Origin of the sequence: Niallia sp. Man26, from assembly GCF_022049065.2 — a bacterium.
Taxonomy (GTDB): Bacteria; Bacillota; Bacilli; order Bacillales; family Cytobacillaceae; genus Niallia.
Window position 1 is genome coordinate 384,362 of sequence record NZ_CP095744.1, and the last position, 20,829, is coordinate 405,190.

At 34.9% G+C, this 20,829-nt stretch carries 20 protein-coding genes and 1 pseudogene; 1 reads left to right on the forward strand and 20 read right to left on the reverse strand.

The window, feature by feature from the left end; translation table 11 throughout:
- Window positions 1–248: 248 nt before the first annotated feature.
- From L8T27_RS21325 to L8T27_RS21355, 7 genes and pseudogenes are all read right to left on the reverse strand, one after another.
- Window positions 249–401, reverse strand: coding sequence for a hypothetical protein (locus tag L8T27_RS21325; protein ID WP_237942852.1), 153 nt, complete (start codon window positions 399–401; stop codon window positions 249–251).
- A 242-nt stretch (window positions 402–643) separates the two neighbouring features.
- Window positions 644–997: pseudogene (locus L8T27_RS21330) on the reverse strand (glyoxalase superfamily protein).
- Window positions 998–1,126: 129 nt separating this feature from the next.
- On the reverse strand, window positions 1,127–1,291 hold the full coding sequence (locus L8T27_RS21335) for a hypothetical protein (RefSeq protein ID WP_237942853.1): 165 nt from the start codon (window positions 1,289–1,291) through the stop codon (window positions 1,127–1,129).
- Window positions 1,292–1,616: 325 nt separating this feature from the next.
- Entirely contained in the window at window positions 1,617–1,826 is a 210-nt protein-coding gene (locus L8T27_RS21340; protein WP_233315120.1) for a cyclase, read from the reverse strand.
- Between the two features lie 189 nt (window positions 1,827–2,015).
- Window positions 2,016–3,182: an MFS transporter gene (locus tag L8T27_RS21345; protein WP_237942854.1), complete on the reverse strand. Its 1,167-nt coding sequence runs from the start codon at window positions 3,180–3,182 to the stop codon at window positions 2,016–2,018.
- A gap of 169 nt (window positions 3,183–3,351) precedes the next feature.
- On the reverse strand, window positions 3,352–4,359 hold the full coding sequence (locus L8T27_RS21350; RefSeq protein WP_237942856.1) for a quinone oxidoreductase family protein: 1,008 nt from the start codon (window positions 4,357–4,359) through the stop codon (window positions 3,352–3,354).
- Between the two features lie 52 nt (window positions 4,360–4,411).
- A complete protein-coding gene (locus tag L8T27_RS21355) occupies window positions 4,412–5,263 on the reverse strand; it encodes an aldo/keto reductase (protein WP_237942858.1) in 852 nt (283 codons plus the stop codon).
- A gap of 365 nt (window positions 5,264–5,628) precedes the next feature.
- Between L8T27_RS21355 and L8T27_RS21360 the strand changes: the two genes are divergently transcribed.
- The gene (locus L8T27_RS21360) at window positions 5,629–6,090 is read left to right on the forward strand and encodes a MerR family transcriptional regulator (RefSeq protein WP_233315116.1); all 462 of its coding nucleotides are present in this window, start codon (window positions 5,629–5,631) and stop codon (window positions 6,088–6,090) included.
- Between the two features lie 288 nt (window positions 6,091–6,378).
- On the opposite strand, the gene L8T27_RS21365 is transcribed toward L8T27_RS21360, so the two are convergent.
- From L8T27_RS21365 to L8T27_RS21425, 13 genes are all read right to left on the reverse strand, one after another.
- Window positions 6,379–6,951, reverse strand: coding sequence for a cysteine hydrolase family protein (locus L8T27_RS21365; RefSeq protein ID WP_233315115.1), 573 nt, complete (start codon window positions 6,949–6,951; stop codon window positions 6,379–6,381).
- A 136-nt stretch (window positions 6,952–7,087) separates the two neighbouring features.
- A complete protein-coding gene (locus L8T27_RS21370; RefSeq protein ID WP_282581471.1) occupies window positions 7,088–7,477 on the reverse strand; it encodes a DinB family protein in 390 nt (129 codons plus the stop codon).
- A 231-nt stretch (window positions 7,478–7,708) separates the two neighbouring features.
- Window positions 7,709–8,443, reverse strand: coding sequence for an SDR family NAD(P)-dependent oxidoreductase (locus tag L8T27_RS21375; protein ID WP_237942862.1), 735 nt, complete (start codon window positions 8,441–8,443; stop codon window positions 7,709–7,711).
- A gap of 445 nt (window positions 8,444–8,888) precedes the next feature.
- Window positions 8,889–9,860 (reverse strand): LacI family DNA-binding transcriptional regulator, encoded by a 972-nt coding sequence (locus L8T27_RS21380; RefSeq protein WP_237942863.1) that lies wholly within the window; start codon window positions 9,858–9,860, stop codon window positions 8,889–8,891.
- A 431-nt stretch (window positions 9,861–10,291) separates the two neighbouring features.
- The gene (locus L8T27_RS21385; RefSeq protein ID WP_233315111.1) at window positions 10,292–10,921 is read right to left on the reverse strand and encodes a hypothetical protein; all 630 of its coding nucleotides are present in this window, start codon (window positions 10,919–10,921) and stop codon (window positions 10,292–10,294) included.
- A gap of 545 nt (window positions 10,922–11,466) precedes the next feature.
- Window positions 11,467–12,981 carry a DHA2 family efflux MFS transporter permease subunit gene (locus L8T27_RS21390; RefSeq protein WP_237942865.1) on the reverse strand — a complete coding sequence of 505 codons (1,515 nt, stop codon included), beginning with the start codon at window positions 12,979–12,981 and terminating at the stop codon, window positions 11,467–11,469.
- Between the two features lie 346 nt (window positions 12,982–13,327).
- Window positions 13,328–13,750 (reverse strand): hypothetical protein, encoded by a 423-nt coding sequence (locus tag L8T27_RS21395; RefSeq protein WP_237942867.1) that lies wholly within the window; start codon window positions 13,748–13,750, stop codon window positions 13,328–13,330.
- 22 nt (window positions 13,751–13,772) lie between these two features.
- Complete coding sequence (locus L8T27_RS21400) at window positions 13,773–16,934, reverse strand: ATP-binding cassette domain-containing protein (RefSeq protein WP_237944142.1); 3,162 nt, start codon at window positions 16,932–16,934, stop codon at window positions 13,773–13,775.
- A 24-nt stretch (window positions 16,935–16,958) separates the two neighbouring features.
- On the reverse strand, window positions 16,959–17,666 hold the full coding sequence (locus L8T27_RS21405) for a DNA alkylation repair protein (RefSeq protein ID WP_233315108.1): 708 nt from the start codon (window positions 17,664–17,666) through the stop codon (window positions 16,959–16,961).
- 126 nt (window positions 17,667–17,792) lie between these two features.
- Window positions 17,793–18,668, reverse strand: a complete 876-nt coding sequence (locus L8T27_RS21410; protein WP_237942869.1) for an AraC family transcriptional regulator — start codon at window positions 18,666–18,668, stop codon at window positions 17,793–17,795.
- Window positions 18,669–18,792: 124 nt separating this feature from the next.
- Window positions 18,793–19,389 carry a YdeI/OmpD-associated family protein gene (locus L8T27_RS21415; RefSeq protein WP_237942871.1) on the reverse strand — a complete coding sequence of 199 codons (597 nt, stop codon included), beginning with the start codon at window positions 19,387–19,389 and terminating at the stop codon, window positions 18,793–18,795.
- 168 nt (window positions 19,390–19,557) lie between these two features.
- Window positions 19,558–19,857 carry a hypothetical protein gene (locus L8T27_RS21420; RefSeq protein WP_233315105.1) on the reverse strand — a complete coding sequence of 100 codons (300 nt, stop codon included), beginning with the start codon at window positions 19,855–19,857 and terminating at the stop codon, window positions 19,558–19,560.
- Window positions 19,858–19,951: 94 nt separating this feature from the next.
- Window positions 19,952–20,758: a GNAT family N-acetyltransferase gene (locus tag L8T27_RS21425; RefSeq protein ID WP_237942873.1), complete on the reverse strand. Its 807-nt coding sequence runs from the start codon at window positions 20,756–20,758 to the stop codon at window positions 19,952–19,954.
- Between the last annotated feature and the right edge of the window lie 71 nt (window positions 20,759–20,829).

Below are 20,829 nucleotides of genomic sequence, written 5' to 3' on the forward strand. Positions count from 1 at the left end.
ATTTATCAACTGGATAGAACTCTCAACAGAATTAAAGCATCAGCATTTTGCTGGTGCTTTTTTGAGTTGAATTCCTGTAAGAGCATATTTATTGGACTGTTTAAATAGTAATGCAAGGCAACTATTAATACAGTTTACCCTCTTTTAGGGAATGAAGAAAAGCTGCCCATAACGGACAGCTTTTCTTCATTTTCTCGTTAACTATACTTCTTAAGAATATTTTTATATACTCTAGCAACATCAAAAATTTATGGGACAGCACAGATTACAGATATAAATAATCCAAAATAACGAAATACTTCTTCATTATCATCCATCCAATATAATACATGAGGTACGGGAGTAATTAATAAAACTACACCAATAATAAATCCATAAAAAAGGGCTCGTTGTCTATCCACTTATCCAAAATCCTCTATTCCTTAGTTATTCTAACCATATGTATTCTATCTTACTCTGACAATTCCTTCTATCACTAACTGTTGAAAAACAACTATTAAATCCTTCTTTTTTCTGTCTAAAAGGAAATCCCGCTTTTTAGCTTTTATCCATTCAAGATAACAAGGAAGAACCCTTCTTAATTCATGGATCCCTTCTTTAAATTTCACAAGATTTACATGATTAGTTTTTCTGAACTGTTCTGTTACTCAATTTCCTCATAAAATGTAATTCTATTTGAAAAAGGGTCAATAACTGTTAATTCGATAGTGTTCCAAGGCATTTTTTCAATAGCTGAATTAGAGTATGGATATTCTTTTCTTGATAGTAAGGAATGAAAATTTTTTAAATCATTAATTTTAATTCTAATTGAACTCCCTGGAGAAGAGTCTCCATTATGTTCAGATAGATGTATAACTATATCATTTAAAGAAATTTGGAGATATACTGGCATATTTTCAAGAATATTTATGTTCCCAATCTATTCTAAATCCTAAATAATTTATATAAAACGAGCAAACTTTTTCAATATCAAAACACGAAAGATAGGTATAATCATATATTATTCCTTTTGTGCACACTAGATAAAGACCCAAACTTACATACATATTGATAGGAATTAATCGAGTTTTGCATTCGTCAACTCCTTAATGCTCCCCGTTGACAGACACTATAAGGGGAATTTCTATCAATGTCCAATATTATTGTTATCACTACTAATTGGTTCAATTAAATTCCCATTTTTATCTGTTATGACACTTTCTGTTTTATCATTGGATTCTTTCGAAAATGAATAATATGAAATAGACACAACTATAATAGCTACCAACACAATAGAAATAATTTTCTTCATAGGAACTCCTTTCAAACGCTTCTTATCTTTTATTTTAACTTCCTTTTTAATTTATAAAAATAGGACTTCCTCGTCAAACTAATCAAAAAATCCCAACAGCATAAGAAAATTATTTGCTTCACATGTTAAAGAAAAGCTTTTTGTTTTTAAAAATCCATTATATTGCTGCATGAAGCGGAATTACATCAACTAAATGGAAGTTTACATTTGTAAATTCAGAACAAAGTGAAAGACAACACTGAAAGTTAAACAAATATTCCTTCTTCAACAAACTTACCCTTTCATAATAAAACAAGAACCAGCCGCCTATTATAGCAGCTGGTTCTTATTTTCGCTTGTGTTTTTCATTAATTATTTTTTTGTTGAGTATCCTGACTTTTCCAACCATTAGCAATCTCATATCCTCTACGATATATTTCGCTAACTCATCATCAGAAATGTCATCTCCATGGATATCGAGACGAAAATCCTGTCCTTGTAAACCACCGCCATTAGTAAAATCGATTTCAAAGTCGAATTGGACTCTTTTATCCATTTTTATATCCACCTCTAGTTAGTTTTGTGTCGATATTATATATATTCTTATAAAGTAAAACAATGACTTTTTACAGCTATCCTAACTCAATTAAGGCATAATATTTCATAACCCACGATAAATGGCGATCCTCATCTATAAGAATCGCCATTTTCTAATTAATATTTTTACAAATGTAGCCTACATTATTTATGACAGTTTTTTCGCTGGTTTAGAAATATAACCTCTCAGTAAAATAGTCACCAAACTTAACACTAAGAACAATATTCCTCCCCAAACAATATATTCTATCCCAATGCCTGTAATGAATAAGCCTCCTACAGCAGTTCCAATACTTATTCCCCAGTTAGAGCCCGAGACGAATAATCCATTAGCAAACTCTGGTGCTTCTGGTGCAGCAGAAGTTATCCAATATTGGTTCAAATTATTTTGAATGGAGAACAAAATGCCGAATATAATCATAATTATTGCCATCGGAACTAGAAGCTCTCCTACAAAAAACCATACGATGAAAATTAATGCCATTACTATCGGAAAAATAATGGCTGTTTTGATTGCACTTTTAGTAAGAAAATTCCCAGCCAGAAGATTTCCAACGATACTTGCTGCACCGAATAAAAAGAGTACTAGGCTTAAAGTTTTCCCAGATACTTGTGTAACACTAGTCAAGTATTCAGTGGTAAAACTATTCGTTCCAGCAACTGCGGCGGTTAGAAAAATAATCGTAAAAATGCTTAACCATGTAACTGGTCTTTTCAATACGCTTAACTGCTTTCCGTAAGATGTTTTCCCTGCAACTGGCATAGAAGGTACTAAGAACAAAGTTAATAAAAATGCTACTGCATTTAAAGCAGCAGGAAACAGTAACGCCATTTCAATTGAAGCCATACTTGCAATAAATGTAGTGATAGGTACACCAAGCACCATACCTGCAGAAACTCCCATAACAATAATGGTTATTGCTTTCCGAGCTTCCTTTTCATCCCCTGCCGTAGCTGCAATTGTTAATGCCAATGAACAATAGATTGGATGAAAAAATGCAGGAATTATACGAGCGACTAATGCAATGTTAAAATTAGTTGCAAAAATAGAAAAAACAGTGCCGACTACAAATACTCCTAAAGAAATAAGCATTACCTTTTTACGATTAATACCTGAAAATAAAACTGGTAATACTGGACCTGTAATAGCAACAACAAGTGCAAACAGACTAACCAACAATCCGGCTCTTGTGACAGAAATTCCGTAATGCTCTGCCAGTAAAGGTAAAATACCGATTACACCCATCTCTGTGTTCAATACCCCAAATACTCCAAATGCTAAAATAAAAATAAGTAGTTTAGTATGTTTCTCCAAAATAGTACTCCCTTTTTAACAAAAAATTTCATTTGATATTTTTATAAATAAATTTTCGCTAACTAATATTAGCGGACCGGAAATGATTCCAGCTTATGGTTTAAAGCATATTTCATGTGAGCCTTCTATTTATACTTAGTTATAAATCATTTATATACTGGATATATTTTTAATCTTGTGGAATAGTTAAAACGATTTTCCCAAAGTTTTCTCCCTGTTCCATTTTGAATAATCCCTCTGGTAGCTGTTCCAACGAAAGAGTTTCTTCCAAAATAGGATGAATTTGGTGTTCTTCAACAAATTTAAGCATCTCAGCAAAGTCTTGGGGACTTCCCATTGTAGAACCTATCAGGGACATCTCCTTTACAGTCATACTTGGAAGGAATAAATTCGGTACTGCACCTCTCGTTGCACCAAAACTGACAATTCTACTACCAATTTTCCCAAGTGACACTAAGGTTGAAAACGAATCTCCACCAATACTGTCAATAGATAGGTCAATACCACCAGTTAATTTCTCTAATTTCTCCGACCAATCATCTGCTGTGTAGTTGACACCTCCCACCGCACCAAATTCTTTAGCCTTTTCTATCTTTTCTTCTTTGCTTGATGTTACGTAAACTTTTGCTCCTAATGCAGCTGCAAACTGAACAAGAAAAGTAGCTACGCCTCCGCCAACACCTGGGATAAGTACGGTTTCCCCCTTCTTCACTTTACCTTTCGTGATTAGAGCACGGTAGGCAGTTAAGCCAGCGAGTGGTAGTGCTGCTGCTTCTTCCCAAGATAAATGAGTAGGTTTTGCGTAAACATTTTCCACTTGTATCTTTACATATTGAGCGAATGTTCCGTCAGTTGGATTACCAAGAACTTGGAAGTCGGTACTTTTTTTATCTTTATCATTTCCCCAGTTTATTCCAGGGTTTATAATGACTTCACCAATAAAGACATTTTGAACTTCGCCTCCAACCTCGACGACCTTTCCTGCACCGTCGGAACCAAGAATAGCTGGCAGTTTCATCCCTGGGTATTGCCCTTTTACAACCATAAGATCTCTTCGGTTAAGAGATGCCGCTTGTAATCGAACGATGACATCATTCGGACCCGGTTTTGGCTTTTCTATATCTTGTAACTTTAATTGACTTGGTTCCCCTGTTTCTCTTAACATTATTGCTTTCATATAAATCTATCCTTTCATGGCTAAGTCTTTCTCTATTTCAGAGAAAATTAAATTAAATATCAAATTTCCAATTGGCAAATTGCTTCACAATATTTGGATTGTTTTTGGAAGGAAATAGACTCGTATTTGTATCTAAAGTTGAAATTGCGTCCATATCGTCTTGGCTTAATTCAAAGTCAAAAATACGAAAGTTTTCGATAATTCGTTCCTTGTGAACAGACTTTGGAATCACAACAATTCCCCTTTGTGTTAACCACCTTAAAATTACTTGAGCAACAGACTTTTTATGCTTATTAGCTAATGTAACTAAAATTTCATTTTGAAAAATGTTATTTTTACCTTGAGCAAGCGGACCCCAAGACTCCATCTGGATATTGTATTCTTTCATAATTTTTTCACTTTCCAATTGGTGGTAAAATGGATGGGTTTCAATTTGGTTTACAACTGGAACAATATCGTTATGACAAATCAAATCTACTAAACGATCCATCTGGAAATTACTTACGCCTATTGCTTTAACTTTTCCTTGTGCATACAATTCCTCCATCGCACGCCAAGATCCGTATATATCCCCAAATGGCTGGTGAATCAAATATAAATCTATATAGTCCAATTGCAGCCTATCCAATGATTTTTCAAAAGCTATTTTTGCACGCTCAAAACCAGCATCCTGAACCCACAGTTTTGTTGTAACAAATATTTCCTCTCTAGGCACTCCACTGCGTATGATAGCTCTCCCGACCGCTTCTTCATTTTCATAAGCAGCTGCAGTATCAATTAGACGATAACCAGCAATAAGTGCATCGTAAACTGCTTGTTCACATTCTTCAGCATCTGGGATCTGCCAAACTCCAAATCCGAGTAAAGGCATTTCAACACCATTATTTAAAGTCACTTTTTGCATACTAAAACCTCCAAAAATAGTCTCTGATTTATTCAAAGTAAATCCTTTACTCTTGCATGTTTTATTGCGAAATTTTACTATCAGATTCTTTGAACAGCTTTAAATATAATTCCTTCGTGTAACACGAAGTCAAGAAAGAGATAGCATTTTTTAAATCGATTTAGGTATTTACAAGATTGGAAATCCTGAGTATCATTACCTTACCAGCTTCGTGTTACTCGAAGTCAAGAAAAGATAGTATTTTTTATATTTATATAGGTATTACAAGATTGAAATTCTGAGTATCGTTACAATATCACCTTCGTGTTACACGAAGTCAATAATATAAATTAACCTAAATTTAAAGAAAAGGAGTTTTTTAATATATGTATACGGTAAAAGAAGTTGCTAAATTACTTGATATAACCTCCCACACTGTACGTTACTATACAGATAAGGGGTTAGTTCCTAATCTACAGCGAGATAAAAATAATAATCGCATCTTTAAGGATGATTCTATAAATTGGCTTAGAGGGGCAAAAAACTTAAAAAAGAGTGGAATGTCAGTTGATGATATAAAGAAATATGTTGAGCTCTGTTTGGAAGGTGATTCTACTATTCCGGAACGTTTTGAAATAATATTGAAGCAAAAAGAACTGGTCCTGAAGCAATTAGAAGAAGCAAAATTAATGGCCGAATATATTCTAAATAAAGAAAAGCACTACCGTAATATTATGAATCAGGTTATTCCAGATGATACGAACCCTGCCCTTTGGCATAATGGTAGATTGCCAAAGAGTGACAGCCAATCTTGTCAACCCGTTAATGAGGCTAAGATTGCTGATTAGAAAGAATTATTTATAATATAAATTATCCATTAATAGTTAAAAGTCGATGTTCCTATGGAATATCGACTTTTTCTTTATGATCTCTCAATAAACAAACACTTATTCTTAAATTTAACATTTTATAAAGCTAAAGCAGCAGAAAAGAATAAATAAAGTGCCAACTAATTAGTGCAGGCTTGATGAATAAATGAGATACAGGAATGTTTTTATCCTACATTTTTGTATTACAGGAATTCTGCTCTAATTGTACTAGAAAAGACGCTCCCTTTTATGAAAAGAATGCATTTTTTAGTACATATGCCTAGAAAAGAACTCGTTTATCAATTTATCTGTTGTAAGTATTGTGGCAAATTCTTCGTGCAATGTAGCTAGAGATATATTATGAATAGCTTCTGCATCATAATATATCTCATTTTGGTCCTTTAAACCAAAGGCAGCTGTTGCATCTGAAATCAGGTATGTATCGAAACCTAAGTTACCACTCATTCTTGTAGTTGTAGATACACAATGAGGTGTAGTTAAACCAGTAATTACAACTGTTTTTATTTCATTTTCTATTAAAATCTCTTCTAAATTTGTACCAATAAAGCTACTGTTTACTTTCTTATTTATTATTACTTCTTTATCAATAGGTTTAACGATTTCTTTAATAGCAAACCCCTCATTTTTATGATGAAATACTGAATTAGGATTATCAGATGTATGTTGTATATGTATTACTAACCATTCTTGTTCTCTCCATAATTTTAGTATCTTACTAATGTTTTCTTCTGCATTAAGGTTGTTACGTTCTCCCCATTTTTTATTATCGAAAGCTTTTTGCACATCGACTATAATTAAAGCTTTTTTCTTTTCCTCCATAAGATATCCTCCTATCATCAATTTTCACTACATTTTAAATCACTTTTGTTCATTTAACCTACCATGTTATGTAATAAGAAAAATATCATTGCTGCCTTTAGCACTTATTTCTGTTAGGTGATTTTCTTTAAAACTATTAAAATGAAAATTCCTTTTCAGATAGTCCCAAAATATCTGTATTATTAGGTAAATAACCGAGTAACCGCAGCATTGCTACAATTTGCCCCTTATGATGAAATTCATGCGTAATAGAATGGCATAGTAATTGGTGTGGCGATTTTCTTATAACCCCACTGCCTACTTTCCAAGAAGGCTCTTTAACGATCAGTTCATTATTTCTATCAGCGAATTGATCGAAAACATTATCTACATATATATTTGCCTGCTGAAAATAATGTTGGATATTTTCCATTTTCATTTCCTTGATTGCTTCCTTTGATAATAATGGTGCATCCGTTTTGGCAAGCACAAAAGAACCTAACCAAGCATGATAACAACCCGCGACATGAACTAAGGAATCTCTTATATTTTAAAATCCAAATCCAAACTCTTTTGTAAAATCAGCTTCATTCAATTCTTTACACTGGTCTAGTAAAATCTGCCTTGTTTGTTTTACCCACTCATATTCCTGTTTGTCCATCTCACTATCCCCCACTTATAAAGATAATAACTGAATATTCTTCTTATTATACATAAATGAAGCTTTTCACTAAACACTAATTTTCCATTTCGTACCGACATAATGTGGAGTCTTTTACTACCGTAAATATCCTCCATTATTAATATCAAACGTTGCTCCTGTGTAATGCTTTGCTTTATCTGATAATAAAAAAACAACCGTTTCCGCCACATCTTCAGGTAGGACAGGGGTATTAATGAGTTGGTGACTTAAATATTCTTCTTTTCTCCAATCAGGTATTATCCCCATCATCGTTGTATTCACCATCGTAGGCGCAACAGCATTAACTCGAATATATGGTGAAAAATTCATGGCGCAGCTTTTAGTTAAACCAAGTATAGCTGCTTTCGAAAGTCCGTAAATCGCATCTGAACTGCCTTCCATCCCTGAAACTGAAGACATATTAATGATGACTCCCTTCCGTTTCTCTTCCAATAATTTTTTGCCAAACATTTGTGAAAAATAAATAAATCCCTTTACATTTATGTCTAAAACTTTATCCATTTCATCTGCTTGATAATCCAAAATATTTTTTGCTAAATAAATTCCAGCATTGTTAACTAAACAATCTACGTCAGAATGTTCTGCTTCGATGTAATAAAAAAATTTAGTAACAGCTTCATATTTACTGACATCTAATTGGTATGTATATAAAACATTGCGATCATCCATTGCCAGTGATAAATTATTTAAAGAGTTGCCATTAATATCGCAAGCAATTACCGATGCACCCTCATTTAAACATCCTTTGACAATCTCCTTTCCAATTCCAGAGCCTGCACCTGTTACTATAACTTTTCTTTTTTTGAGCATTTTTTATAACTCCTCTCTATATTGATTTTTTTGAAAATTTTATCTTCTTTAAATTATAAATGAAACAAATGGAAAAAGTGGAGGAATTACTTTGTAACAATATTCGTAACATAACAAAGAACCCAGCATTTTCTGCTGGGTTCTTTAAATAACATTTCTTATTCTTGCTGTTTCTCTACTCAAGCGTAGTGAGTGAAGCTATGGTCATAATGATTAGTACAAAGGAAATTGTAAACCATACGGTATTATTAGCTGTATTTTCTTCATACTTTATCTTCTTTAACAATGACACAAGATTTAAACAAAAAACAATACAATAAATGGGTAATAAGTAAAAGCTAAAAATAGCAAAAACTTCAATCAAAATAGTCACCTTTTTTCTTTCCTAAGTCAAAATAAAAGCGAATTAAACCAGCATCTCTACCACCATATAATAAAGCAATATTTAAGCTGTAGTTCCTTTTAATAATCGAACAGGCAGCCTTGTTTCTAAATGAATGTCTGTGAATTCTCCCTCTATTTCTTTCAATAAAATATCGATAGCTGTTTTCGCTATTAGATCGACTGGCTGCCTAATGGTTGTAAGTTCTGGTAATAATGTTTGAGCTGTCTCTGTCCCATCATAGCCGACTACCTTAATGTTTTTTCCTCGTTTTTTTGCTTCATTCCAAAATGCTGCCGCAAATAAATCATTAGTGGCAAATACACCATCTACTTCTGGATGGTCGTTAAAAATTTCATTTATTATATGTATATAACTATTTTGAGCAAAAACCTCTGATATTTCATAAATAATTGGCGTCCTGCCCTGTTGCTCCATAAGATCTATATACGCTTTTCTTCTTAATCTGGCCGGCGTTTCCAGTTCTCCAATTCCATCCATTAGCACAATACAATTACAGTCATTTTCAATTAACAATTCTGTTGCGATTTTCCCACCTTCGTAATTATCAGAGCCGACAACTGGGATGGTTTCAGACAGATACCTATCTATAGCAACAACAGCTAAACCTTGCTTATGATAATCAAAAATACCGCGATTATGTGTGCCGACAATAATTCCATCCACCTGATTTCGTAATAACATTTCCAAGTATTTTTCTTCTTTATCAATCTGATTTAAACTATTGCAAAGCAACACCTTATACCCTAACGTTGCACAAATGTTTTCTAAGTGAAAAGTCAGTTCTCCAAAGAAAGGGTTTGCCGTTGTCGGCAGTATCAAGCCAATTAAGTTAGACCGCTTGTTAAATAAAGACCGAGCAACATCATTTGGAAAATAATTAAGCTCATTCATCGCTTCTTGGACTTTTTCCCTAGTTTTATCACTTATGTACCCGCGGTTATTCAAAACACGCGAAACAGTAGTTGGCGAAACACCAGCCTTTTTCGCCACATCTTCAATTTTAGGCTTCATTTCTGTTCCTCCTAAAAAACCAATTAAGTATATTATAGTACAAAAGATTATCCGCTGTTTTACAAGATGAAAGATTTATAACATTTTAGGAAGAAAAAGTGCTCATCACGTTATTAACATTAGCCGTCACTTCCATTTTTAAGCTCTACTCTGAATTTTCTTGTTTGTATGTTTAATCAGCAAATCTTGGGTTAACAGACATTAAGATTACTTTTGTTTTAAAGTCAGAATTCAGTTATTTTCATTTTGTCTTTATTCTATAGATAAATGATGTAAAAAAACCGCAAACATTGTCATATCATGCGATTTCTCAGGAAATACAACATAAAATACGGAAAATATTTCTCAGCTTGTCGCTCCTTCATGATATGCCCCGAAATAGTGCATAATAAAAGCCCGAATCCGCATAAGAATTCGGGCTTTTCATTATTTTATTCTTCTGTAGCTAATTCCTCTTCTGCTTCTTCTAAATCATCAGGATAAACTGTCGTATCAAATACTTCTCCTGTTGCTTCGTCTTTAACATCGATATTTACCTTCATTTTATCCATGTCTTCTCCGTTAAAGAGGTTATACATCATACCCGTAATACCAATACCGATAATGGACCATGAATCCATGCTGTTCTCATAGGCTGCTTTATCAACCGTTAAAGTGAACTTAGAGAAAGAGTTATTGTAAGTAATATCTTTCACAGATGGGAAAGTGCCGTCTGTTTTTATTTCATCTAATGATTTTTCGGCATTTGTTTTAATGTCTTTCATCATTTTTTTATGCTCTGATTTAGACATTTTATACGTTAAAGAACCATCCTCGTTTTTTGTTACCTCAATACCTTCTGCTTCCGCTTCTTTAATGGTATTATCAATGTCCTCGCCTTCAACAAAAGATGCTGGCATTGTAATTTCCACATTTAGCAGACCTTTGTCTACAGCAAAATCCTCTGTTTCTTCTGATTCCTTCTTGTCACTTGAAGTCTTGCTTGCTTCTTTGTCAGCTCCACAAGCAGCAAGTGCAAGTACCGTAATGGCTAAAAATAACAAAAACCCAAATTTTTTCATGTAAGAATCCCCCTACTGTACTATATATTGTATTTACGTACCTTAGTACAATACCATATAATAGGAGGTCATTTCTAGCAATCTCTAATAATCGAATTATTCTAAACTCTATTCCTTACCGACATATATGTAATTATCAAAGGATAATAATGACATTTCAGCCCCATTCTTTTCGTTAATTGTCATCGCCCCCTCCTGTGCTATTTGAAGCTCGTAATACTTCCTTTTCTTGTCTGAAAAAAAGGTGATAGTTTCACGGCTCTCTCTCCTAGTTTTATTTGGAGATTAGACGGAATAATTTACAAAAAATTACAATCTTAGTTATAATAAAAGAATCTTTTCCTTTTAAATTTTTCCCCAATTATTCGCATTTAAAATACTTGAGTAACTCATTTAACACCTTCACTAATCCCTGTTATTTCCTTATATTAAAATAATAATTATATTGGGTTACTATGTATTCAGATTGAGATGTTTATTACAGTCTATAATTAATAAAAACGGGTGCCTAGTGCTTAGGCAACCCGTTTTTCTGTGTCTTATTCTTACTCTTTTATACTATCAAGCTTCGTACTAACTTCCTCTTTAGCCGCCTGATTTCCATAATGCGGTCTTACTCGTTTAATAAACAATGCGAGTATTAGTGCAAGCACTGCAATCCATGTAGAAACAATAAAGGTAAAGTTAATTCCATGTATCATTGCTTCATTCATGATTTGTTGTTGAATTTCCGTTGCCGACTGTGCTGTACTTGCATCCATATTTGCCATTGCATTAGCAGCTAATTCCTCTGCTTCTGCTTTCGTTCTATTTTGCATAACGGTAATTAATAACGCTGACCCAATTGCACCTGATACTTGTTGTAAAGTGTTGTTCAATGCTGTTCCGTGTGGATTGTTAATCGGCGGCAATTGATTTAATCCGTTTGTCATTACTGGCATCATAACCATGGACATTCCGAACATACGCAAGGTGTACAATAAGACAAGTGTGGAATATGCAGTATTCATGCCGATCTTGCTGAAGTAATAAGACGTTATAACTGTAATTGTTAAGCCAATTACGGCTAGTATTCTTGCTCCGTACTTATCAAAGAGTTTCCCTGTTATCGGCGACATTATTCCCATTACAATCGCTCCAGGGAGCATTAACAAGCCTGAATCCATTGGAGAAATGCCGCGGATGGTCTGCACATAGATTGGCAGCAGGATCATAGATGAAAACATTGCGACTGAAATAACAATGGAAATAACTGACGACAATGCAAACATAGGATACTTATAGATGCGAAACTCAAGCATCGGCTCATCCATCCGAAGCTGGCGCAGGATAAAAGTAAGCAATGCAACTGTACCAATAATAATCGTTCCATATACGTATGGGCTATCCCAGCCCTTCTCTCCTGCAGAACTAAAGCCATACAGCAACCCACCGAAGCCAATGCTCGATAAAACTAATGAGAATATATCAAGCTTAATATCTCGTTGGGCCGTTACATCTTTTAATTTAATAAAGGCAAAAACTAAAGTTAAAACTGCAATTGGCAGAACAATATCAAATAACATTCTCCAGCTGTAATGCTCAATCAGCCAGCCTGAGAGCGTTGGCCCAATTGCTGGAGCTGTAATCATCACCAGACCAAACATCCCCATTGCAGCCCCTCTTTTTTCAACTGGAAATGCTGTAAGCATCACATTCATTAATAACGGCATCATGATCGCTGATCCTGCTGCCTGAATCATGCGCGCTCCTAGTAACACACTGAATGCTGGAGCAACGCTTGCTAAGAGCGTTCCTAAAGTAAATAATAACATGGCTGTTAAGAATAATTTTTTATCAGAAAAACGCTGAATGAAGAACGCACTAGCTGGTATTAATATCCCATTAATGAGCATATAACCTGTAGACAGCCATTGTACTGCAGTCGCATTGACGTCGAATTCCTCCATAATTGCTGGAAGAGCAACGTTAAGCAAGGTCTCATTTAATATCGCTACAAAGGCGCCGATAAATAAAATCGCAATCATGCCATATGGAGGTGAATTCGTTTCCTTTGTCATGTGGAATCAGTCCTTCTTTCTTATTTAATTTATCCTTCAAAACTGTAAAGCTCCCCTCTTCCCCTCCGTTTCAATAATTCCTTTGTTTCTGTTTTAAATAATTGAATTTACAACAAAAACACTCCTTTTAAATTTTTTTCAAAAAAGGATTGACGAAAGCATGGTATACATCGTATAATTAAGATAGGGATAATATACGATGATGACTAAATATAAAATGCATACCTATGTAAATTTACCATATCTAGTAACTCTTTTCAATGGTGAATTACATATTTTTTTATGTAATTTTTTATTAGAAGTGCGTTCAATGAACGCACTTCTATTTTTTTTTGCGGCAGGCTGTTTATTCTTTACTATAAACGGAATAATTAGCATGCAGCTGTCCATCTTGTCCAAGTATTCGCTGTGTAACGAACATTTGTGTTTTATCTGCTGATAATGATCTCGTTGCCTCGTTAAGGATGTTTCTATCTTTATATGCAGCAGAGATGAATTTTCCATCTGCAGTTATTTCATACTTAACAAAATCGACTCCTTGACCTTTAAAAGGATGCTTTTCCCCGTCAGGAATCCCGGAAAATTCCACTTGATATGTTTGTTCACTTTGTTCCTCCCAGCTGACGTGAAATAGCACTTTCTCGCCAACTAGCTTGATATTATACGTGCCTGAAGCAGGCGGACTGCCTAATGAATAATTAGATTCTTCCCTTAACAACTTCCATGTTCCGCAAAAGTCTTGAACAGCATTTCCTAGACTTTGTTTCATAATATCCGTTGCTCCATTTCTGTTATTTTGCCAAGCTGTGATATACAGCCATCATATCTCGCTTATTTAATTCTCGAATGCGGTTGAATATTGGAATTTCTTTGACTTCCTCTGCAGCGCCTTCTGTAACCACATCGCTTACCGTACCAGTCAGCCATGTTTGTACTTTTACACCTTCAACTAATTCCTCTAATCCCTCTTCATTGATCCCGCTCGCATGACAGCTGATACACGGCACCGATAATTTCATGACACCATCATGAAGATTATCTTCCGAGATAACCTTTTTGCCTTTGCAGAAAGGACATGGATGACTTGCTTTTATTTTATTAATTTGGGTTACAATTTTTTTATATCCGAATGCTTCATATACATAGGTTAGCTTTTTGTATTTCCCATTCGTGAAATATTTATCAATAATACTTTCTCTCGTTTCATCAATACCAGTAAAATCACAGATTGTCAGCTCGTTTTTACTGCTTAAGTTTTTGATATTGTCTTTAATACTGCTCCAGAACGGCAACACATTTTGCAAAACAATTTCATAGCCGACAAAGCTTGCTAATTCAAGTTCCAGCATTTTAAGGGCTGCTTGTGTTTTTCGAGGCAGCAAGGAAACATCCTGCGTCAGTGGCATGTCTTTGCCGACGATTGCTTTAAGTTTCTCTAAAACTGGTAATGAGCCGACGATATTAATAATCTTTGTAATAGGAAGTTGAATTAACTCCCGGATATCGACGTCACTAATCAACAGCTTTTTCTCGTGATTTAATATAGTGCCATTACAAATTGGGCAAGGTATCATTTCTTTTGATTGCTTCATCTGTTCTTTAATGATGGATTTTGACACAACCATATAACGGCCAAGTATAAAGTTGAAGCCTTCCCATTTCTTTGAAGACTTTGTCGCTTTATCATAAAATGACTTGTCCCAATAGCCATATAAGAAGGTATGTTTTTCTGCTTCTGTTAACTCGTTATAGCTCTTACTCAAATCATGACCTAATTCATTTTTTATTTCCTCGAAAAGAAAATGTATTTTTGCATGTTGATAATATTTCAGCACTTCCATCACATCAGGATGTAATAAGCCGTCCCAAAATGGAACTGTTTTATCTTGAATCACTAACTCAAAATCAAATTTTTCCATTTCTCTGCGCCCGGAACAGCTTGGACAGTGATTAGCTTGACTATAAAAATCAAAGCTTTTTGTATCTTTATTAGCTGGATGAGCAGATACGATATGATTAATTATTCCGCCTATTTCAAAAAGAAAACTGTATTGGCTATATAAGTGCCTCTCTAAATCAATAGCGATGACTGGTGCAATTTTTTCAGATTCATATTCGCCGTAAATCAATCGTGCCATAGAAGAAAGACTCTTAAGAATGCCGCCTTTATAGACGTTTTCAGCTTGTTTAAAATAACTGATATGATTTTCCGTTAAATAATTTATTCCCTTTACTGAATCTAATTGGGATGATATATGTATCGATTCATCATTCTTCTCAGTATTTTTTTGGCTGAAATATTCATCATGACTGACCACATCAAGATGCAGCACAGGTTCGGACTGTCTTTTTCCAAAATCTACAATAAAATCAGAGCTTTCAAGCATATAAGCATTATGTTCAATCATTATGATGGAGACTGTTTGATCTTCCAAAATAATTCTTACACTATCAATGAATTGATTTAAGATATTTTGTGATAACCCTTTAGAAGGCTCATCAAATATAAATAGTGTATGCGGATTTCTGGTGTTGGCAAACAGCTCTGAAACTAAGTGAACACATTGAAATTCACCTGTTGACAGTGTCTGTGTTTTTCGTTCCAATGTTAAATATCCGAGCCCAAGCTTAATCAATAAACTTAGCCGTTTATGGACAATGTCTTCTTTTGGAAGCTCTTCAACAATATCTTCAATTGAGCGCTGAAAAACATCTTCTATTTCGCTGCTATATTTTGATAGCTTCCTTTTTATATCAAGAAATGTCGCAATGGTTGACCTGCTCGTGATGGACTGATTCCGGTCCTGACCTACCATTACGAGTTTGTCTTTTGGGTATCGCTTCAGAAAATCCCTTGCAATACACTCATTTACTAAAGTTGATTTACCGCAGCCAGATTCACCTGTAAAGGTTACAAGTCTATTTTTTGGAATCTCGATTTCCGCCATTTGAATATTGCGGCAATACAAATCGTAAAATGGATAGAATTCAGTTGGAGTTTCCTCATTCCGTTCCCAAAGTATGGCTTGCGGACGCGGAGATTCTTTCACTAGCTTTCCTCCGTATTTACCGCTGCCTGGCCCAAAGAACAATTGCTTATCTGCTGCATTTAATACACTATCTGAATGATCTATCAGCCAAATTTGGTTTTTACAGCCTAATTGTTGAACCTGTTCTAATATTTTTAATAGCGTGTCATGATCAAGACCAACCGATATTTCATCAATAATAATCACCGTATTGCTGCTGGCAGACATAAATTCTGCCAAATATAGACGGGTTAGTTCTCCGCCCGATAAGGTGCCCATTATCCGGTTTAATGTTAAGTAACCTATATTCATATTGATAATATTGCGAAGAACAAGCTGTCTTTCTTCACTAATATTTAATTCCTTCGCCAAGGAATAGATCGTTTCAACACTTAAATTATTCACATCAGAAATGCTGTGAGGATGATTTCTAAGCTTTAGCAGATGTTGCTCTACATCTTCACTATAACGCTTGCCATCGCACTTTTTACATGTAACATTTTTTGTCGTTCCCCGCCCTTTGCATGCAGGGCACCATCCTAACGCATTATTAAAAGAAAATACCTCTGGTGACAGATGAAACATTTCTCCAAACTTATTTCGTATCTCTTTAAAAACACCAGTATGTGTGCCAATAGTAGAGCGTGGATTGGAAGAAATCGAGGATTTTCCAAGAAAAAGCACTAACGGCATATTCTCCATATTAATAGCGCTAAAATTGGTTTCCATAATATCTGCAAATAAATATTGGTATTCCGCTTTAGGCAATAGAGAAACAAGCCGTTTTTTTGATTCCTCCCCTATTGTTTGACAAAAGGTAGTTTTTCCTGACCCGGATAAGCCTGCAATTCCGAGCGACCGATCCTCTGGCAAGATTGCATCTAAACGGTTAATATTGTTGGCAATTAACTGATTGATTTTAATCGTTATTCTCTCCTTACATTCTAATTAGCATCTGACATATTTACGTTTAAATCCCAGTTTTCCTCTATCCACTTCTTTTTGAATATTTTCATAAGCATGTAAGAAGCTGCTTTTTTTATTAGCTCGTTTCATTTCGACAATACCTATTTGTTGTGCTGTTTCAACTGCCTTTTCATGTAGCGGCAAATAAGAAACACCAACAGTATATATAAAATTATTCATAGCAGATTTTGTTCGTTCAGGCGATTCTGCAATTGTTTCTTTAATATTTTCTAGCATGCTTGAAATCTTGCTCTCGGAAAACTCGGTGTCTTTGCGATTTCCTAGCATCCAGCAATAACAGCTCCAGCCTGCAGACATCTTCAATTCGTCTCCGCTTGCAATCCACTTATCAGCAACCTCTTGGGCAATATCAGACTCAGATAATGTTACCGCTACCACATAATCGGACAGCATATAAAAGTAAGCACCATCTATCCACCGATCGTAATCCGATTCTGTCATGCCTTTTGGGTCTGCAATAATGCCTGCGAAATACATTGCATCATAGTTCCCAGTTGCATATAGCTCTTCTGCCAATGATTGATTAATTTTAATTTTTTTAGCGATTGGTTTCATAGCACCTGTAGCCACACCAAATAAAGGCTCATGAGCACCATTGGACATGTAAATCTTTTTTGTGCGTTCCTTGCCAAGTGCTTCAAGCTCACTCATTACCGTTTGAAAATCCATTGTCTTCCTCTCCTAGTTAAGCTCTTTCATATCTTCCATTTTACCATTATTTTTTTGCCTGTATTCTCCTACTTTTGATATAGATGAAATAAAACAGAGCTGTCCGAAACAGCTCTGAATCATCTACTAGTATTTTGCTACAACAGGAATCCAAATCTCCGTTTTAACAGCTGGTGAAGTTAAATCTTTATTTTTAATGGACAGAATCTCAGGACCTTCTACTGCTTCATAGTTAGAAGACGGAAACCATTCTGAGTATATTCTTCCCCATGTTGCTTGCAGTGTACTTGGGAATGGGCCGATAGATTCAAAAACCGCCCAAGTCAAAGCTGGCACTTCAAGTTTAGAAAAGTGTTCCGGACAGCTTTCCGTTGTAGCTACACCAATATATTGATCAAGCTCCCCTTTTTCCTCCATCCGCCCTTCTGAAAAGTTAAGAGATGCTTGTATCATTCCTTTAGGCTCTAAATTGGACAGCTGCTGCAATTGTGCTATTTTCTCCATCGTTAATGACTGCCACATCGCTGTTATTTCTGGATTCTCTCCTTCAAATATTATTGGAACTCTTTTCATAATACCAACTATTTGAAAGGGGTCTTTCTGTTCTATACGGTAATTCATTTCATTACCTCCTCTAATAGATAATTCGAAGGTCATGTGCGGATACGCTTTTAACTGAATACTTTTGCGTTTTACTTCTGATGGGGTAACACCATGCAGCTGTTGAAAAGCTCTAGTAAATGCATCAGGCGAATTGTACCCATATTTTAGAGCTGCATCAATTATTTTTATGCTGCTATTAGTTAGTTCAAGTGCTGCTAAACTAAGACGTCTGCGGCGGATATATTCTGAAAGAGAAATCCCAGCCAAAAAGGAAAACATCCTTTTAAAATGATACTCTGAACAATGTGCTAACCTTGCTACCACTTTAAAGTCTATTTCGTTCGTTAAATTCTCCTCAATATATTTCATTGCATCATTCATGTTTTTTAGCGAATCCATTTTACGACCTCCTCAACCAAATAATAGCTGAAATGATTGCCAGCAACCCGACATTTTGTGCACGATTATGCAGGGTTAAAAAAACCTTCCAATCGAAATATCAGTGGAAGGTTTCATTTTTAATTTACTTGTCGTTTAAGCCTTTGCCGTCAAGAATATGCTGTACATATTTGTCTACTCTAGCGGCTCGAGTTTTTGCTTGTTTTGCTTGTGAAAAATGTAATAAATATGCTCTTTGTCTTCCAGGTGTCAATCCTTCGAATGCAGACTTTAATGCTGGGATTTCTGCAAATTTTATCTGCAGCTCTTCAGGCATGGAGTATTCTTCATTCTTCTTTAATTCAACCTCTAAGCCGGCCTCTTCTACTGCAATAGCTTCTTTAATATAGGCTTTTAAGACTGATTCCATGTCTATTATTTGCTGAACATTAGTAAACCGGATTTGCCGGGCTGCTTGTACATTCTCTGTTTGCTGAACAAGAATACCTTGTGGGTCTTTTATTAATGCGCCTTTATGAAACAGAAGAGCAACATACTCTTTGAAACCATGGATTAATACGACGTTCTTATCATTAAGTGTATAACAAGGATGCATCCACTTAAAATCCTCTGTAAGCTCACAGTCAAGAATGATATTACGTAATATTCTATATTCCTCTTGCCATGTTTTTGCTTTATTCAAAAATTCATCGACCTTAGGATTAGTTTTATAATTTGACATGAAAAAATACTCCTTTTCGCGTTTCGTTTACCTGACAATTATGTATGTGGTTCTATTATAATCGATTATTATATGTTTTAATATGTGCTATTTGTGTTAAACAGCCTGAGACTGCGACGTAAAAAATCCAGCAACTAAAATAGTGCTGGATTTTTTACAATACAGTCATTATTTTTTTACACCATCAGGATAATTCTTCGCATGATATTTATCTCCTAAATGAGTGAAATCATCAACCGTTTTGCGCAACTCATTCATAAGTGTATACTTTACGTCATGCATCGTTTTATAAAAGGCATACTCTTCACAGCCCTCATGCTTAATTCCTGCTAAGGCGTTTGATGATACGATTCTCCGATGTTCATCAATTAATTTATCAAGTGCTTCAAACACATGCTGCGTGTATTTTGCTACATTCTTATGCTCCATTTTTAATTGATCCTGCAGTTGTTGAATTTGTTTGTCCATTTCGACCCTCATTTCTTTGTTCTAATCATAAACAAACTTTTATTAATATGTTTTCAAAAAATGGACTGTATCATGACTTGTAAAATTTACATCTTTAAAAAAACAGTTCCCAGTAAATTATAAGAGTAAACATTTTGCCTGCTCCGATTAGTCTTTGCTTCTGTACCAGTATTTGGTACACTTCTTTAAAGCCGATTTTGGAATAAAGCTTTAAAGCAGGTTCATTATTTAACATTACTTGCAGATAAGCATATTGCGCTCCATTATCCTTGCCCCAGTCCAGGATATTTTGAATTAGCACTGTCCCATACCCTTTATTACGACAGTTGCTGGCTGTGACGATATCAAATAATCCGATATATCCTCTTTCTAATACACACATCCCACATGCAAGTATTTCACCACTATCGTTCTTCAGCAGAAAATAGGCAGTTTTCGCCACAATGTTTTTTAGCATTTTCGCTAATGTTACTTGATTACTCCCACTAATATGATTGAGGTGGCAATAGTAATTAAACCAATGTTCTTCGAAAGTTTGATAAAATTCAGCCTTATGTACTACTGCAATATTTACATCTTCTAAAGGCAATACTTGAACAGCGGTTAACCCAGCTTGAATATAGCCATTTTTCGCTAAATTCTCATCCAAGTTTTCCGGTAAAGCTTGCTTCGTCATTTTAAAAATTGGCTTTAAATTTCTGTTACGATAGGTTTGTTCGATAGTACTAATTTTATTAGCAACCTCTTGATAGGAAGAATATATCGGATTGACGGAATTTGCTCTGTTGGTATAGCCATCAGCAAAACGCAATACCCATCCATCATACACATTTGTTTGTAAAGCAGGTAAGGCGTTCATGGACAGTTCCTCTATAATTTGAATCCAGTTTGTTCTCGACATTTTACCCCTCCCGTTTAATTGAATAAAAATACTTATTAACTAATAATTATACAAAATTACATAAATTCCTT

What these genes read in the sequence shown, in the direction of transcription:
- L8T27_RS21335 (WP_237942853.1), bottom strand. Translation starts at nt 1,291, where the DNA reads ATGAAGAAAATTATTTCTATTGTGTTGGTAGCTATTATAGTTGTGTCT.
- L8T27_RS21340 (WP_233315120.1), bottom strand. Translation starts at nt 1,826, where the DNA reads ATGGATAAAAGAGTCCAATTCGACTTTGAAATCGATTTTACTAATGGC.
- L8T27_RS21350 (WP_237942856.1), bottom strand. Translation starts at nt 4,359, where the DNA reads ATGAAAGCAATAATGTTAAGAGAAACAGGGGAACCAAGTCAATTAAAG.
- L8T27_RS21355 (WP_237942858.1), bottom strand. Translation starts at nt 5,263, where the DNA reads ATGCAAAAAGTGACTTTAAATAATGGTGTTGAAATGCCTTTACTCGGA.
- L8T27_RS21360 (WP_233315116.1), top strand. Translation starts at nt 5,629, where the DNA reads ATGTATACGGTAAAAGAAGTTGCTAAATTACTTGATATAACCTCCCAC.
- L8T27_RS21365 (WP_233315115.1), bottom strand. Translation starts at nt 6,951, where the DNA reads ATGGAGGAAAAGAAAAAAGCTTTAATTATAGTCGATGTGCAAAAAGCT.
- L8T27_RS21375 (WP_237942862.1), bottom strand. Translation starts at nt 8,443, where the DNA reads ATGCTCAAAAAAAGAAAAGTTATAGTAACAGGTGCAGGCTCTGGAATT.
- L8T27_RS21380 (WP_237942863.1), bottom strand. Translation starts at nt 9,860, where the DNA reads ATGAAGCCTAAAATTGAAGATGTGGCGAAAAAGGCTGGTGTTTCGCCA.
- L8T27_RS21385 (WP_233315111.1), bottom strand. Translation starts at nt 10,921, where the DNA reads ATGAAAAAATTTGGGTTTTTGTTATTTTTAGCCATTACGGTACTTGCA.
- L8T27_RS21390 (WP_237942865.1), bottom strand. Translation starts at nt 12,981, where the DNA reads ATGACAAAGGAAACGAATTCACCTCCATATGGCATGATTGCGATTTTA.
- L8T27_RS21395 (WP_237942867.1), bottom strand. Translation starts at nt 13,750, where the DNA reads ATGAAACAAAGTCTAGGAAATGCTGTTCAAGACTTTTGCGGAACATGG.
- L8T27_RS21405 (WP_233315108.1), bottom strand. Translation starts at nt 17,666, where the DNA reads ATGGATTTTCAAACGGTAATGAGTGAGCTTGAAGCACTTGGCAAGGAA.
- L8T27_RS21410 (WP_237942869.1), bottom strand. Translation starts at nt 18,668, where the DNA reads ATGGATTCGCTAAAAAACATGAATGATGCAATGAAATATATTGAGGAG.
- L8T27_RS21415 (WP_237942871.1), bottom strand. Translation starts at nt 19,389, where the DNA reads ATGTCAAATTATAAAACTAATCCTAAGGTCGATGAATTTTTGAATAAA.
- L8T27_RS21420 (WP_233315105.1), bottom strand. Translation starts at nt 19,857, where the DNA reads ATGGACAAACAAATTCAACAACTGCAGGATCAATTAAAAATGGAGCAT.
- L8T27_RS21425 (WP_237942873.1), bottom strand. Translation starts at nt 20,758, where the DNA reads ATGTCGAGAACAAACTGGATTCAAATTATAGAGGAACTGTCCATGAAC.